The sequence below is a fragment of the Phaeobacter sp. PT47_59 genome (assembly GCF_028890025.1).
GTDB lineage: Bacteria > Pseudomonadota > Alphaproteobacteria > Rhodobacterales > Rhodobacteraceae > Phycobacter.
In genome coordinates this window covers 56558-71692 of the sequence record NZ_JARCJL010000001.1, presented here as the reverse complement: position 1 = coordinate 71692, position 15135 = coordinate 56558, and the positions used below count along the sequence as shown (strand labels likewise).

11 protein-coding genes are annotated in these 15135 nt (G+C 61.4%); 4 read left to right on the top strand and 7 right to left on the bottom strand.

From position 1 onward, the window contains the following. Positions 1–65: 65 nt before the first annotated feature. The 6 genes from PXK01_RS00315 to PXK01_RS00290 all read right to left on the bottom strand — a co-directional run bounded on the left by PXK01_RS00315 (position 66) and on the right by PXK01_RS00290 (position 7601). Positions 66–2045, bottom strand: coding sequence for an ATP-binding protein (locus PXK01_RS00315; RefSeq protein WP_274858399.1), 1980 nt, complete (start codon positions 2043–2045; stop codon positions 66–68). Next, a complete protein-coding gene (locus PXK01_RS00310) occupies positions 2030–2890 on the bottom strand; it encodes a phosphate/phosphite/phosphonate ABC transporter substrate-binding protein (protein ID WP_274858398.1) in 861 nt (286 codons plus the stop codon). The genes PXK01_RS00315 and PXK01_RS00310 overlap by 16 nt, the downstream gene beginning before the upstream one ends. Continuing rightward, a complete protein-coding gene (locus tag PXK01_RS00305) occupies positions 2887–3417 on the bottom strand; it encodes a response regulator (protein ID WP_274846819.1) in 531 nt (176 codons plus the stop codon). The genes PXK01_RS00310 and PXK01_RS00305 overlap by 4 nt, the downstream gene beginning before the upstream one ends. Positions 3418–3578: 161 nt before the next feature. Then, positions 3579–3932 (bottom strand): response regulator, encoded by a 354-nt coding sequence (locus tag PXK01_RS00300; protein WP_274858397.1) that lies wholly within the window; start codon positions 3930–3932, stop codon positions 3579–3581. Between the two features lie 329 nt (positions 3933–4261). Then, the gene (locus tag PXK01_RS00295; protein ID WP_274858396.1) at positions 4262–5473 is read right to left on the bottom strand and encodes a DUF2235 domain-containing protein; all 1212 of its coding nucleotides are present in this window, start codon (positions 5471–5473) and stop codon (positions 4262–4264) included. A gap of 79 nt (positions 5474–5552) precedes the next feature. Continuing rightward, the gene (locus PXK01_RS00290) at positions 5553–7601 is read right to left on the bottom strand and encodes an ASKHA domain-containing protein (protein WP_274846822.1); all 2049 of its coding nucleotides are present in this window, start codon (positions 7599–7601) and stop codon (positions 5553–5555) included. Between the two features lie 265 nt (positions 7602–7866). Between PXK01_RS00290 and guaB the strand changes: the two genes are divergently transcribed. From guaB to PXK01_RS00275, 3 genes are all read left to right on the top strand, one after another. Continuing rightward, a complete protein-coding gene (gene guaB, locus PXK01_RS00285) occupies positions 7867–9315 on the top strand; it encodes an IMP dehydrogenase (RefSeq protein ID WP_274846823.1) in 1449 nt (482 codons plus the stop codon). A gap of 37 nt (positions 9316–9352) precedes the next feature. Next, on the top strand, positions 9353–10528 hold the full coding sequence (locus PXK01_RS00280; protein ID WP_274858395.1) for an RsmB/NOP family class I SAM-dependent RNA methyltransferase: 1176 nt from the start codon (positions 9353–9355) through the stop codon (positions 10526–10528). A gap of 96 nt (positions 10529–10624) precedes the next feature. Then, positions 10625–12934: an ATP-binding protein gene (locus PXK01_RS00275; protein ID WP_274858393.1), complete on the top strand. Its 2310-nt coding sequence runs from the start codon at positions 10625–10627 to the stop codon at positions 12932–12934. Between the two features lie 286 nt (positions 12935–13220). Here PXK01_RS00275 and PXK01_RS00270 read toward each other — a convergent pair whose 3' ends face one another. Further along, positions 13221–14030, bottom strand: coding sequence for a gamma-glutamyl kinase (locus PXK01_RS00270; protein WP_342456169.1), 810 nt, complete (start codon positions 14028–14030; stop codon positions 13221–13223). A gap of 18 nt (positions 14031–14048) precedes the next feature. On the opposite strand from PXK01_RS00270, the gene recA reads away from it, so the two are divergent. Continuing rightward, positions 14049–15116, top strand: coding sequence for a recombinase RecA (gene recA, locus PXK01_RS00265; RefSeq protein ID WP_274846826.1), 1068 nt, complete (start codon positions 14049–14051; stop codon positions 15114–15116). Positions 15117–15135: the final 19 nt, after the last annotated feature.

Below are 15135 nucleotides of genomic sequence, written 5' to 3'. Positions count from 1 at the left end.
TTGAGGCGCGCAGAGACATTCTGTGCGACCATGATCCGGAGCGCGTTCTGTCGCCGTGCCGGACCTCAGGCGGCGGGCAAATCGACCGTTTGCAGCTCTTCCCCGGCGTCTGGCAGGGTAATTCTGAAACAGGCACCGCCGTCTTCGTTGGTGGCAGAGATCATGCCGGACATGTCGCGGATCGTGCCAAAGCTGATCGAAAGCCCCAGTCCAGTGCCCTTGCCGGGCCCCTTGGTGGTGAAGAAGGGTTCAAACAGCTTGTCCAGGATATCTTCGGGAATGCCGCCGCCGGTGTCGCGGACCTCGATCACATGGCCTTGATCGGTGGCAAAGTCTGCGGTGATCGAGATCTCACCCTTGCCCGCCTCGCTGGCTTCGATGGCATCGCGCGCGTTGCTGATCAGGTTGAGAAGAACCTGCTCAAAAATGACCTTTTCTCCAAGAACGATTGCCGATGTCTCGGGCAGGTTCAGCTTCAGCGAGATATCAAGGGTGTGCAATTGCGTGCGGGCCAGGGCCGACATTTCCTGCAGGCTGTCGCGCAGGTCGAAGGGATGGCTGACGCCCTCTGCCTTGCGGCCGAAAATCCGCATGTGGTTGATGATCTGCGAGGCCCGGGCGGTCTGCTCTCCGATGCGAACCAGTTTGCCGCGCAGATACTCAAGATCCGCCTTGTCCTTGTCGATACGTTTGACGCAGGTCGTGGAGGCCATGCGGATCACACCAAGCGGCTGGTTCAGCTCATGTGCAACACCGGTGGCCATTTCACCCAGGGTTGCCAATTTGGAGGCATGGATCAGTTGATGTTCCGAATGCCGTAAGTCGGTAATGTCCTGGGCCGAAATCACGATGCCGATTCCCTTGACATAGGATTGCACGGTCAGAAGGATCCGGTCCGGATCGCGGCGGATCTCACGCGGCACACCATGGGTGCGGCCGATTTGCTCCTCCACCCATTTTGCGGGCTCCTCGACGCCGGGGAAGGCCGACTGCTCCAGCCCGGTTTCCAGAAAGCTGCGCAGGGTAAAATCATCGGGCAAGGCCGCAAGGATGTCTTTGTTGAAGGAACGGAAGGCTGCATTCAGGAACATGACCTGCCCGTCTTCTCCGAAAATGGCGACCTGTTCTTCAACCTGGTCGAAGGCAGAGATCAGCTGCTGTTGTTCGCGCCGGGCCTGTTCGATCGCCTGCATCGCATTCTGGAACACGACCGTTGCGCGCGCCATATCCCCGATTTCATCCGGCCGGTCGGTGTCGGGCACCTCGATGGTTTCGCCATGCTGGGAAATGTCGCGCAGGCATCCGACCAGAACCTCCACGCGCGCGCGTTTGGCCAAGAGTTCGTCCTGCTGATCCTGCAGGATCCGGCGGTCGCGAGACAGGGTCTGAGCCATGTAATTGAAGCACTTGGCCGTATCGGCCAACTCGTCCCGCCCCTTGACCTCGATCTGGCTGTCCAGATTGCCGCGGGCAACGTCCAGGGCGCCCTGGCGCAGCCAGCGCAATTGCCGAGTGAGGATCGTGCCCAGGCCAAAGCCGAAGACCGCAACCAAGGACATGCCGATCACCGCGATCAGGATGTTCCAGTAGAGGGCCTGCGCCAGTTCCTTTTCAACGGCCAGGGTCGACAGGCCAAGCTCGATGGTTCCGAATTTGGTACCCGCGACCTGGATGGGCAGATCGATATCGATCACGTGGTCGCTGCGGGCATCGTCAAAGCTCGCGTCGCGAACAAAGGGCGCTTCAAGTGCCTCCTCGGCACCGCCTTGTGACAGCACCATGCCCGACAGGCTCCTGACGCGCAGATAGGTCAGATCCTCGCTGGAGACGGCTGTGTCGATGGTGGCATCCAGGGTTGCCAGGTCGGTCGCGATCACCGCGTCGGCCACGGTATTGGCAAAGACACGGGTTGTGGCCTCTGCCCGCTGGTACAGCTGCGTTGCCGCAGACCCGCCAAGGGCGAATTGGTTGATCCCGATGAGAACCGCCATGACCGTGAGTTCGATCAGGGCAATTCCGAAGATGGTTTTCAGCCGGAAGGACATGCGATATCTCCTTCATGCTTGATACCCGTCTCCTCTCTGTCCATGCCCAGAGCCCGGACGTCATCCCAATCGGAATCTGCTGCCGCGACAAACCCCTTCATGCCGATGCCCTTGACCAGATCCGGGTGCGAGGCAGGCATGCTCAGAAGGGCCGCTTGCACCTTGTCGATCTGCGCCGGATCGATGCCCTCGTGGACGGCGATGGCATGCGGTGTGAACCCTTCGGTTTCGTGAATGATCTGGAGCTGGGCGCGCACATCGGGATCGAGCGCGTTCCAGGTCCGGGTCACACCGCCGCCTGCCGCCATGAGCCCCGCGGCCACGGCCCGGTATACGCTGTCATGGGATTTGACATAGGACGGCGTGTAGCTCACGTTGACCCGCTGCAATGACGCGCGGTTGAGAATGCTGGCCCCAAAGGCACCGGGCGACGGGAAGGCGATGTTCTGACCATCCAGGCTGGCGATTTCGGAAAATTCGGAATCCACCCGCGCGACCATCACGCCTTTCAGCCGCTTGCCTTCCTGGTGGGCGATTGCACGATAGGAGGCTTCGCTTGAAAAGATCGCATAGTGCATCGGGTTCATATAGGCGTAGTCAAAGGCTCCCGCAGCCAGGCAGGCCTCGAATGTCGGGATGTCCTTCGTGGTGCGAAAGCGGAAGGTGGTGCCGGTTTGCTGGCTCAACTCCTCCAGAAAGGGCCCCCACATCCGGGCCAGGCGGCTGGCCGACTGCTGTGGCACGATGCCAAAGGTGACTTCGTTTCCTCCGGGTACCTCCCCGGCCTGTGCCGGGGTGGTGAGGGCCATGGAAAGGGCGGCAATCGAGGCAAAAAGCACCTTCATGCGACATCTCCGGTAGACTGGACATTGGCGGCGTGCACTTCCCGGGTGATGCGCTGCACCTTCTTGAGCAGATCCTCGCCGGTTTCCGCCCAGGCCGGGGGGGCGGATTTGGTGCCGGCTTTTTCAGCCCCGATACGCACCGCTGCGATCAGTTGATCGGGGTCCAGCGGTTTGGACAGAAAGTCTACCGCACCTGTCTGCGCCGTAGACTTCTGCGCCGAGGGATCGCCGCTCAGGACGACGAAGCTCAACTCGCGTTCCGGGAACCGGGCCTTGGCCCGCGACATCAGCTGAAAGCCGTTGGAGGTGTCGCCCGAGGGATCGACGAAGTGAACGTCCGTCACCACAACGGAAATGTGAGGATACCACTCCAACACTTCCAGCGCCATGTCGACGCTATCCGCAATGATTGCACTCCAGCCTTCGAGATCGACAATATCCTGCAGCTCTTCCAATGCGTCCTTGTCATCATCCACAACAAGAACAGTGAGGCCGGCAGTGGTTTCGTATTGTGTACTCAAAGTCATCTACAACTCCATCCAAGTTAACGTTTCCGTCTCACTGTGAGCCAGGTATGCAATTGCACACAATGCTGTTTCTGAGTTCCTATCCCTATGAAATTATTTAATATAACCGAAAGGATAGGCGGAAAGCACGGATGGGTGGCGCGCCATACCTACGGCAGGCCTCAAACGGCGTCGTTGATGGCTTCGATCAAGTCGTCGGGGTCGATCGGCTTGGCGAAACAGGCAAGCGCCCCCAGGGACATGGCCTCTTCGCGCGACGATTCTGCGCCGTGGCCGCTGACGACGAACATGGCGGCCTTGTACTTGTCCTGGCTGAGCTGACGCAACAACTCAAGGCCGCCGGCATTTGGCATCTTGAGGTCGGTGACAACGACATCAAAGGCCGTTTGCGCGCAGTGTTTCAGCGCGCCGGCGACCGACCCTGCGACGGATACCTCCATATCCTCAAGCTCAAGCGCCTCCTGGAGTTCCTCCCGCAGAAGCGGCTCATCATCAACAATCAGAACATGGGTCATAACACTACTCCATAAAAACCAGCGACCAGCCTAACATGCGGATCCTACAATCAGGTAAGTCTTTGGGAGGGGCGCGGTACAAAATCGGCTAGCAGAGCCGACCACGACGACTGCTCAATCAGCGCGGAAACCCAGTGCATTGGCACAGGGAGGTCCCGCGAAGCCCTGCTTTGACGCCCTGCATCGCGGCGCCAAGAGCCCGGAAGACCAACCTTTCCGGCTGGCAAAACCTGCGTACCGTGCCAAACGGACGGGGATGTGACCTCAGAGCAATGTGATCCTGGCAGATAATCTGCCCGAAGAAATCATCGGGTCGGGTCATTCCACGATTACGGCCCTGTTTCCGGCGGCTCAGGGCTGTCTCGGCCCGTCAGGTTCGGCGGATCGTATCGCAGCGCGGGATCGCTGCGGCGTTCATGGAAGGATGGATCGATCACCGCATCTTCGGGAATGTGCCGGTACTGGCCCAAAGGGATGTAATAGCCAAGCCAGCCTTTCTGGTCGGGCCAGGTGCTGCGAGAGGTGAGGCCGGGAAATATCTCGAGGATCGGCCAGCCCTTTCTGAGCTGCATTTGGCTATGCAGCTTCGCCGTGGCACTTGGTTTGGAAATCTCGAGTTTCATGCGCTCGGTGACCTTGTCCTCGACGCCGCGCACATAGCGGTCGTAGAAGGTTTGGCGAAAGACCAGGCTGTCGACGCCCAATCCGTCCAGCTCGGTCCGCATCCATTCCATCGTCAGTTTCGACAGGCCTGCCTCTGCCTCGGGAACGCTGCCGGCCATGTCTGTATGGGTGCCCGGAAACCAGACCTGTTTGATGTCCTGCGGGGGCGGTTCCTTGCGGGTTTTGAACCGGTTTCCGTAGTAGAGCTGCCCCTCCGTCCAGGGCTGGTGGCGAAAGAAACGGCGGGTCTCGTCAATGGACAGCACATGGCGCACCGCCTCGACCGAGGGGTTCTCATCGACACTGGAATGGGTGCCAAACTCGATCAGGCTGCCGCCGCCGATCTTGAAACGGATCATCGAACTGACCGTATCCCACAGCCCCAGGAAACGGATGGGCGCACGGCGGATATGGAAAAACTGCTCGGAAATGCGCAGGGGAGCGAATTGTGCGCGCGGGCCGTCCTGGCGCAGTTTGCGCCAGGCCTTGAACACGGGGCCGATCAGATGCAGCTCATGCGGGGCGACAAGGCCGAAGTCATTGATGAACCCGGCCAGCACCCGCGCCGTATAGGCGCCGCGGGAATAGCCGAAGAAATAGAGCTTGTCGCCTTCGCGGTAATTCTCGCACAGGAAGGCGTAGGCGTGCAGCACGTTGGCATGAAGGCCAAGGCCAAAGGCAAGCCCCATCACCAGGCGGGTTTTGGCAAACAGGGTCCGGGCAAAGGGGCGGGTCGACAGGGTGCCGACGCCGGGCTCATAGTAGATCAGCTGATTTTCATCGTGTTTCAGACACTTATAAAGCCGCAGAATGTTGCTTTCATTCTTTTCGACTTCATTGCCGGTGCCATCGAGGCAGATAATCAGTTTGCGTGACATGAATAGGCTTCCCAATAAAAACTATGGGAAGCCTAGCTGAGAAGGCGAGGGTGTCGCAATCTTTGGTTGAGGTGGGCGATCAGCCCCGCTTGCGTCTGCGCCTGCGACCGCCGTCTGCGGCGCCATCGCCGCCGCCGGTGTTGAAATTGACCTGGGGCAGGGTGACGATGCTTTCGAGGATCGGGAAAGGCTCCGCCGAATTCGGAATGGCAGAGGCATTGACGAAATGCTCCTGGAACCTCGGCTCGACCGCGGTTTCCACCTTTTCGATCCGGCGCACGGTCTCTTCGATCTCGCGCCGGGCTTTGGTGTTCAAAAGGGCAATTCGTGCGCCGGTGCCCGCGGCATTGCCGGCACTGGTGACTTTCTCCAGCGGGCAGTCGGGGATCATGCCCAGCACCATCGCGTGTTTGGCGGAGATATGCGCGCCAAAGGCGCCGGCCAGAACCACCCGGTCCACTGTATCGACGCCGAACTTGTCCATCAGCAGCCGTGCACCGGAATAGAGCGCCGCCTTGGCCATCTGGATGGCGCGAATGTCCGGGTTGGTGACGGTAATGGTGGGTCCGCCATCGGCGGAGCCATCCCACAGAACATAGGCATTGGTACGCCCATCCTGAATGCAGCGGCTGGATCCGGTCTGCGCGGCCGAGCCGATCAGCCCCGAGGCATCCAGCACACCCGCAAGGCGCATCTCGGCAATCGCCTCGATAATGCCCGAGCCGCAGATGCCGGTGATCCCGGTGGTGGCGATCGCCTCGGCAAAGCCTGGCTCATCCGACCACAGGTCCGATCCGATCACCCGAAACCGCGGCTCCTTGGTTTCGGGATCTATTTCGACCCGCTCGATGGCGCCGGGCGCCGCGCGCTGGCCGCTGGAAATCTGCGCGCCCTCAAACGCGGGTCCGGTTGGGGAGGAACAGGCCAGTACCTTCTCCTTGTTGCCCAAGAGGATTTCCGCATTGGTGCCCACATCGACCACCAGCACCAGGTCTTCGGATTTGTCGGGGGCCTCGGACAGGGCGACGGCGGCGGCATCGGCGCCCACATGGCCCGCGATACAGGGCAAAAGGTAGACCCGTGCTGCCGGATGGAGGTTCAGCTCCAGCTCGCTGGCGCGCAGGGACAGGGCGTTGGAGGTGGCCAGCGCAAAGGGCGCCTGGCCCAGCTCGAACGGGTCGATGCCAAGGAACAGGTGATGCATCACCGGGTTGCAGACAAAGACCGCATCTACGATCAGATCGGTCGTGGTCTCGGCCTCTTCGGCGATCTGGGTGAACAGCTGCCGCATCCCTTCGCGCACTGCGCGGGTCATCTCCTGATCGCCGCCCTTGTTCATCATGGCGTAGCTCACACGGCTCATCAGGTCTTCGCCAAAGCGGATCTGCGGGTTCATGATACCAGAGGAGGCGACGACCTCTCCGGTTTTCAGATCGCACAGATGGGCTGCGATGGTAGTGGAGCCAAGGTCCACAGCCAGCCCATAGAGCGCACCTTCGTAAAGGCCGGGCCAGATCTGCATGATGAGGGGCGGGGTGGTGGCATCGCCAAGATGCACGGCGACGGTGACCTTCCAGGCGCCTTTGCGCAGGATCGGCTGCATCTGTTGCAGGATGTGCAGGTCGCATTGCACGCCTTCGAGCTCCCACTGTACCCGCAGCGCCTCTGTCAGGCGCTCCAGATCGCCCGAGGGTTTGTGCATGTCGGGCTCTTCCACCTCGACATAGAACAGGCGGGTCGACGGGTTCATGACGATATCGCGCGCCTCGGCCCGTTTGCGCACCACCTGGCGGTGAACCTGGCTTTCGGGCGGCACATCGATGACCACATCGCCCTCGATCTGGGCCTGGCAGCCAAGGCGGCGCCCGTCGATCAGCCCGCGCTTGTCCTTGTAGCGTTGTTCCACCTTGTTCCAGGCGCTGAGGGCGTCGTCTGCAACCGTGATGCCGAATTTGGAGAATTCGCCATAAGACGGCGTGATCTGGCATTTCGAACAAATGCCGCGGCCGCCGCAGACGGAATCAAGATCGACCCCCAGCTGCCGCGCGGCGGTCAGAACCGGGGTGCCGACCGGGAACCGCCCCCGTTTGCCGGAGGGGGTAAACACAACAAGAGGATCGTCAGCCATGCCTGTGCCTTTTTGGGGTATGCTTGTGATGCGCAGCATAGGGCGTTTTGCGCCGCAGGACAGGCAGGTCGCGTCATTTCACGATCCGGCACCGGCATGGTGCAAAGATATTGTGGTTGTTTTGAACCACTAGCCCCGAGTTTTCCGCTGGCAGTCGGCAGCACGCCGCAAGCGGGGGCAGGAATAATTGTCGCGGCCTCTTTTCCATCCTGCGCTTCTGTGCCATAGGGTCACCGCCAAACGGGGTTTTGCATGGGGATGACAAATGCAGATTCGTGAGGCTCTCACTTTTGATGATGTTCTTCTGGTTCCGGGGGCGTCCGAAGTGCTGCCCAGCACGGCGGATACGCGCACGCGCGTGACGCGCTCGATCTCACTGAACATCCCGCTGCTCAGCTCGGCGATGGATACGGTGACCGAGGATCGCATGGCGATTGCCATGGCCCAGGCCGGTGGCATGGGCGTTATTCACAAGAACCTTGATGCGGCCGAGCAGGCCCGCCAGGTGCGCCGGGTGAAGCGCTTTGAAAGCGGGATCGTCTACAACCCGATCACCCTGACCGCCGATCAGACCCTGGCCGATGCCAAGGCTTTGCAGGAACGCTACAGCGTCACCGGCTTTCCGGTGGTGGACAACAACGGCCGGGTGGTTGGTATCGTGACCAACCGCGACATGCGATTTGCCAGCGATGACAAGACGCCGGTCTCGGTGATGATGACCTCGGAGAAGCTGGCGATCCTGCAAGAGCCCGCCGACCGCGAAGAGGCGAAATCGCTGATGAAATCGCGCCGGATCGAAAAGCTGCTGATCACCGACAAGGACGGCAAGCTGACCGGTCTTCTGACCCTGAAAGACACCGAACAGGCGGTTCTGAACCCCACCGCCTGCAAGGACGATCTGGGACGTCTTCGGGTTGCGGCGGCCAGCTCCGTGGGCGACTCCGGTTTCGAACGTTCCGAGGCGCTGATTGACGCGGGCGTGGATGTCGTCGTCGTCGATACCGCCCATGGTCACTCGGCCGGGGTGATCGAAGCGGTGAAGCGGATCAAGGCGCTGTCCAACCAGGTGCAGGTGATTGCCGGCAATGTGGCCACCGCCGAAGCCACCCGTGCCCTGATTGACGCGGGCGCCGATGCGGTCAAGGTCGGGATCGGGCCGGGCTCGATCTGTACGACCCGCATGGTGGCCGGTGTCGGCGTGCCGCAGCTGACCGCGATCATGGATTGCGCTGGCGCTGCCGGTGACACCCCGGTGATTGCCGATGGTGGCATCAAGTTCTCGGGCGATTTCGCCAAGGCGATTGCCGCCGGCGCCTCCTGCGCCATGGTCGGCTCGATGATCGCGGGCACCGATGAAAGCCCGGGCGAAGTGATCCTCTATCAGGGCCGGTCGTTCAAATCCTATCGCGGCATGGGCAGCCTTGGCGCCATGGCGCGTGGTTCTGCCGACCGCTATTTCCAAAAGGATGCCGCCAGCGACAAGCTGGTGCCCGAAGGCATCGAAGGCCAGGTGCCCTATAAGGGGTCTGCCAGTGCCGTGATCCACCAGCTGGTCGGCGGTCTGCGCGCGGCCATGGGCTATACCGGCTGCGCCACGGTGGAGCACATGCGCCACAACTGTCAATTCGTGAAGATCACCGGCGCGGGCCTGAAGGAAAGCCATGTGCACGACGTGCAGATCACCCGCGAAAGCCCGAACTACCGGATCGGGTGATCACTATGGCTGAGCCGCTCCGCATCGGGGCAGGGGCATGACCCCTGCCGCCCGCCTGCAGGCCGCGATCGAGATCCTGGATCAGGTGATCGAAGGCACGCCTGCGGAAAAGGCGCTGACCGGCTGGGGGCGACGCAGCCGCTTTGCCGGGTCCAAGGATCGGGCAGCGGTTCGCGATCACGTGTTTTCTGCGCTGCGCTCCATGCGCTCTCATGCTGTGCTGGGCGGGGCGCATTCCGGGCGTGGCTTGATCCTGGGGGCATTGCGCGAGGCGGGGATTGACCCTGACACGATGTTCACCGGCCAAGGCCATGCCCCAGGGCCGCTGAGCGATCAGGAACGGCAAGAGCCGCAGCCCTTTGGCTCCCCGGCAGAAGCCTTGGACATCCCCGATTGGCTTTGGCCCTCCTTCAGCGCCAGCCTTGGGGAGCACGCCGAGGCGGCGGCACGGGCCCTGCGTCAAAGGGCGCCTGTGCATCTGCGGGTTAACCTGCGCAAATCCTCGGTCAAAGAGGCCATTGCCGCCCTTGCGGCAGAGGGGATTGTGGCGCAGCCGCATGGGGCGTCCCCCACTGCGCTGCAGGTGACAGAGGGTGCGCGCAAGCTGCGCAATGCCGCAGCCTATCAAAACGGTGTGGTCGAACTGCAGGATGCGGCCAGCCAGGCGGTGGTCGATCTATTGCCTCTGCAGGACGGCATGTCCGTGCTGGATTATTGCGCGGGCGGCGGCGGCAAAAGCCTCGCCATGGCGGCAAGGGCGCAGATCCGGCTGGTGGCCCATGACGTGGATCCGGGGCGGATGAAGGATATTCCGGCGCGCGCCGACCGGGCAGGGGCGCGGATCGACTGCGTGACCAGCGGCAGGATTGCCGCCATGGCGCCATTCGATCTGGTGCTATGCGATGCGCCCTGTTCGGGATCCGGCTCCTGGCGCCGCGCCCCGGAAGGGAAGTGGCGCCTGACGCCAGAGCGGCTGGACGAGATCCGTGGCCTGCAGGCCGGCATTCTGGATGAGGCGGCCGCCCTGGTTGCTCCGGGACGGATGCTTGCCTATGCGACCTGTTCGATGCTGAAGGAAGAGAACCGTGACCAGGTGGACGCCTTCCTGGCACGTACTCCGGGCTGGCAGGTGCTGCAAGAGCGATCCTGGCAGGTTCAGGACGGAACCGACGGGTTTTATGCAGCTCTGTTGACGCGAACAAAGCCGGATTGATAAGTATCGCTGCAATGAGGGTCACGAGGCTGTTAACGTGGCCTTAACCTTGATGGCCGCGTATAGGCGGCATCTTGTCTTTTTCACGGAGCCGCAATGACAGGTCGCCCCACTTCCTCCGTCCCTTCATTGCGGGTCTCTTCCCCGGAAACAAAACGCTTGGCTCTGGTGGTGGTGCTGGCGATGGGGCTGTTGCTGGCGCCTTGGGTGCTGACCATACCTGATTGGGTGGCGCGTGGGCTTTTGGCGGTGGCGCTGACCCTGGTGGCGGTGGCGCTGTTGATGGTGTTTCAGACGCGCATGCGGCTCAACGCGCGCGCCATGGCGGCGGATCTTCTGACCGGCTTTATCGAAAAGGACGCAACACCAACCTTTGTGGCCGATGACGAGGGCCGCATTCATGCCTGCAACGAAGCCGCCCTGAAACGGTTCCAGGAAGGCAAGCAGGAAACGCTGGGCGGCACCCTGCGCTCGGTCCTGGCCAATCCCACCGCGGTCCTGTTCCGTCTGCAAAGCCAGGCCGCCAAGCTGGGCGCTGCCCGCGAAGACATCGTGACGCGACGCGGTCACGTGCGCCTTGCGGTGCATCAGATGCAGGGTGGCAGCTTCCTGTGGCGGATCGAGGATATCGCCGAGCGTGCAGGCGGCGGGCGTGCCTCCGAGGCGGTGCCCATTCCGATGATCACCGTGGGGCGTTCGGGCGCGGTGTTGTTCATGAACGAAGCGGCCCGCAAACTGATCGGCGAGCGGGTGAAATCCACCGAACGGCTGTTCAATACGCTGCCCATCAATCCCGGTCAGATCAATACGATCGTGACCCAGAGCGGCCCGGTCGAGGTGGTCGTGAGCGAGCGCAACAGCACGCAGGGGCGCAGCGAACTCTACCTGATGGAGGTGGATCCCGCCGGTCTGGGCGGTGGCGCCCCCGGGCTGGAGGAGATGCCGGTCCCCTTCCTCAAGGTGGCGCCCTCGGGTGATATCCTGTCGCTCAACAAGATGGCGGTGCGGCTTCTGGGGGTGGAGACGCGCGACAATCTAAAACTGGGCCAGCTGATGGAAGGGCTGGGGCGCCCCATGGCCGATTGGCTGCGCGATACGGCGGACGGTCTTGCCTCGAACAAATCCGAATTCCTGCGCCTGTCGCGCCGCGACAAGGAGGTCTTCGTGCAGGTGACGCTGACCCGTACCTTCGAAGAGGGCACGCCGGTTCTGATTGCCGTCCTCAATGACGCGACCGAATTGAAGACGCTGGAAGCGCAATTCGTGCAAAGCCAGAAGATGCAGGCGATTGGCCAGCTGGCAGGTGGGGTCGCCCATGACTTCAACAACCTGCTGACGGCGATTTCCGGCCACTGCGATCTGCTGCTGCTGCGCCACGATCAAGGCGATCAGGACTATGGCGATCTGATCCAGATTCATGAGAATGCCAATCGCGCGGCCTCCTTGGTCAGCCAGCTTCTGGCGTTTTCCCGCAAGCAGACGCTGCAGCCCGAGATCCTGGATGTCCGCGATACCCTGTCGGACCTGACCCATCTGCTGAACCGCCTGGTGGGCGAAAAGGTGACGCTGACGCTGAGCCATGATCCGGTGATGCGCTCGATCCGGGCCGATAAGCGGCAGCTTGAGCAGGTCTTGATGAACCTGGTGGTGAACGCCCGCGATGCCATGCCCAATGGTGGTGAAATCCGGGTGGAGACCGAGGCGGTGACGCTGGATGCGCCGCTGGAACGCGACCGGGCCACGGTTCCGGCAGGTGACTGGGTGACGATCAAGGTGTCCGACGAAGGTGTCGGTATCGATCCGGACAAGATCCAGAAGGTATTTGAACCCTTCTACACCACCAAGCGCACCGGCGAAGGCACCGGTCTTGGCCTGTCGACCGCCTATGGCATCATCAAACAGACCGGTGGCTTTATCTTCATCGACTCGGTCAAGGGGCAGGGGACACGCTTCACGCTCTATTTCCCGGTGCACAAGCAGGAGGCCGTGGAAGCGCCCGCAGTCGTCCCGCAGAAAGAGGACGCCCCCGCGGCACAACACGGCGAGGGCGTGGTCCTGCTGGTGGAGGACGAGGCGCCGGTGCGGGCCTTCGCCTCGCGGGCCTTGCGGATGCGCGGCTACACGGTGCTGGAGGCGGAATCCGCCGAAGATGCCCTGCGCACGCTTGAGGATCCCGGCCTGACGGTGGATGTCTTCGTGACCGATGTGGTGATGCCGGGCATGGATGGGCCAAGCTGGGTGCGTGAAGCCCTGAAGGATCGCCCCGATACGCGCGTGGTCTTTGTCTCGGGCTATGCGGAGGGGGCCTTTGGCGATTCCGAACCGGATGTGCCGAACTCTGTCTTCCTGCCCAAGCCCTTCTCGCTCAGCCAGCTGACCGAAACGGTTCATGCGCAACTGCACTAGGCGACGAGCCCATTGCTCCTTCGCCAGGGTTTCCAGGCCGTTGATATATCCCGGAGTTTATACGCGTCGCATAGAATGGGTTTCTGTGAGCGGTTCCATCCGAAGTACGCCAAGACATAACAGAAACTGGGATTTGGCTCCCGCCAGACCTGCCGGACGTGCGGCCATTCTCCCCTACCGTTTTTGGGATGGGGCAGCACTGATGCGGCAGCAACACAGATCATCAGGCCGATTTTCTTTGGATCCGGCTAGTCAAATCCATGATGCAGCCGAAAAGGGGCGGCGCCTATCCCCGGCCTCCGGCAGACCTGAGAAGAGGCATTTCTGCTTGGTGGCCGATACTTGCGTGCAGGTCAAAGTCCGCCGCATGTTTGCGTCGCAGGATGCGTTCTGTCCTGGGAGTGAGAGTCAGCTCCATCGGGGGGCTGGCGTTCAGGATTTCCAACTCCAGCTTCATCCCCAGCCGGTCCTCCAGAAAGTCCTGGATGGCAGGTTGATCTTCATAGCGGAACAGATGCGTCACGGCGCTGCCGTTGGTCCGCGGCTCAAGGAATTTTGCCTGGCTGCCAACATCGGCAAAGGCTGCCGGTTTCCCGGTGCAATAGCTGCCTACAAAATCGTCAAAGGAAATGCCCTTGGTTGAGTTCGGCTTGCCATCCATGAAGGGGCGCTGGCGAAACCTGTACCAACTGCCAAGCCAGCTGATCGGTTCACGGACCACTGCCATCAGCTCCATTTCCGTGCCACAGACCCGTTCGAACATGGGACGAAACCAGCGTGAATAGCGAATAACCGTGGCGTGTTTCAACTCAGGCGGATCCGCAACTACGATATCGGCCCGGTCCCGCAAAGCAGCCTGATAGGCGGTGGTTCCGGTCTTGGGAACCGACAGAAGAACCAATCTTTCGTCGTGAAACACCAGCAACGCGTATCCACCCTTGCGAAAACACCCTAAAGACGAGTCGTAGCAGTGCTCGCCTCGGTTGTAAATGGCGCATTGTGGAATATTCTGGTTGAAGTGTTCTCGTTTTGCCCCCATAAAGAACAAGAGGCGAACAAAGCAAGTGATTGCCGCGACCCCAAGGGTATGACACATAGAAGGTGACAAGGGACTATGGCGGATCTTTTGACCATGAAAAACAAAGTGAGCGGTGACAAGCAGAAGGCGCTGGACAGCGCGCTGGCCCAGATTGAGCGGCAGTTCGGCAAGGGGTCGATCATGAAACTGGGGGACGGCAATGCCATCCAGGAGATCGAGGCGAGTTCGACCGGGTCATTGGGGCTGGATATCGCCCTTGGTATCGGTGGTCTGCCCATGGGCCGTATCATCGAAATCTACGGTCCGGAAAGTTCGGGTAAGACCACGCTGACGCTGCACTGTGTTGCAGAACAACAGAAAAAGGGCGGGGTCTGCGCCTTTGTGGACGCCGAACATGCGCTGGATCCGCAATATGCGGCCAAGCTGGGCGTCGATCTTGACGAATTGCTGATTTCGCAGCCCGACACGGGCGAACAGGCGCTGGAAATCACCGATACTCTGGTGCGTTCGGGCGCGGTCAATATGGTGATCGTGGATTCGGTTGCGGCGCTGACGCCGAAATCCGAACTCGAAGGCGACATGGGCGATTCCAGCGTCGGCGTGCAGGCCCGCCTGATGAGCCAGGCCATGCGCAAGCTCACCGGATCGATCAGCCGCTCCAAATGCATGGTGATCTTCATCAACCAGATTCGCATGAAGATCGGCGTGATGTTCGGCTCTCCGGAAACCACAACCGGCGGCAACGCGCTGAAATTCTATTCCTCCGTGCGCCTGGACATTCGCCGCATCGGCTCGATCAAGGACCGGGACGAGGTGGTCGGTAACGCCACCCGCGTCAAAGTGGTGAAGAACAAGGTGGCGCCGCCCTTCAAACAGGTGGAATTCGACATCATGTATGGTGAAGGCATCTCCAAGATGGGGGAATTGCTGGACCTGGGCGTTGCGGCCGGGGTGGTGAACAAGTCCGGCGCTTGGTTCTCCTACGGGGATGAGCGGATCGGGCAGGGGCGTGAAAACGCCAAGCAGTTCCTGCGTGAGCATTCCGAAATCGCCTATGACATCGAAGACAAGATCCGCGCTGCGCATGGTTTGGACTTCGATCGCCCTGACGGCGCTGCCGACGACGACATCCTGGAGGCGTAAAGCGCTTCAACCAGGATCG

What these genes read in the sequence shown, in the direction of transcription:
- PXK01_RS00315 (WP_274858399.1), bottom strand. Translation starts at nt 2,045, where the DNA reads ATGTCCTTCCGGCTGAAAACCATCTTCGGAATTGCCCTGATCGAACTC.
- PXK01_RS00310 (WP_274858398.1), bottom strand. Translation starts at nt 2,890, where the DNA reads ATGAAGGTGCTTTTTGCCTCGATTGCCGCCCTTTCCATGGCCCTCACC.
- PXK01_RS00305 (WP_274846819.1), bottom strand. Translation starts at nt 3,417, where the DNA reads ATGACTTTGAGTACACAATACGAAACCACTGCCGGCCTCACTGTTCTT.
- PXK01_RS00300 (WP_274858397.1), bottom strand. Translation starts at nt 3,932, where the DNA reads ATGACCCATGTTCTGATTGTTGATGATGAGCCGCTTCTGCGGGAGGAA.
- PXK01_RS00295 (WP_274858396.1), bottom strand. Translation starts at nt 5,473, where the DNA reads ATGTCACGCAAACTGATTATCTGCCTCGATGGCACCGGCAATGAAGTC.
- PXK01_RS00290 (WP_274846822.1), bottom strand. Translation starts at nt 7,601, where the DNA reads ATGGCTGACGATCCTCTTGTTGTGTTTACCCCCTCCGGCAAACGGGGG.
- guaB (WP_274846823.1), top strand. Translation starts at nt 7,867, where the DNA reads ATGCAGATTCGTGAGGCTCTCACTTTTGATGATGTTCTTCTGGTTCCG.
- PXK01_RS00280 (WP_274858395.1), top strand. Translation starts at nt 9,353, where the DNA reads ATGACCCCTGCCGCCCGCCTGCAGGCCGCGATCGAGATCCTGGATCAG.
- PXK01_RS00275 (WP_274858393.1), top strand. Translation starts at nt 10,625, where the DNA reads ATGACAGGTCGCCCCACTTCCTCCGTCCCTTCATTGCGGGTCTCTTCC.
- PXK01_RS00270 (WP_342456169.1), bottom strand. Translation starts at nt 14,030, where the DNA reads ATGTGTCATACCCTTGGGGTCGCGGCAATCACTTGCTTTGTTCGCCTC.
- recA (WP_274846826.1), top strand. Translation starts at nt 14,049, where the DNA reads ATGGCGGATCTTTTGACCATGAAAAACAAAGTGAGCGGTGACAAGCAG.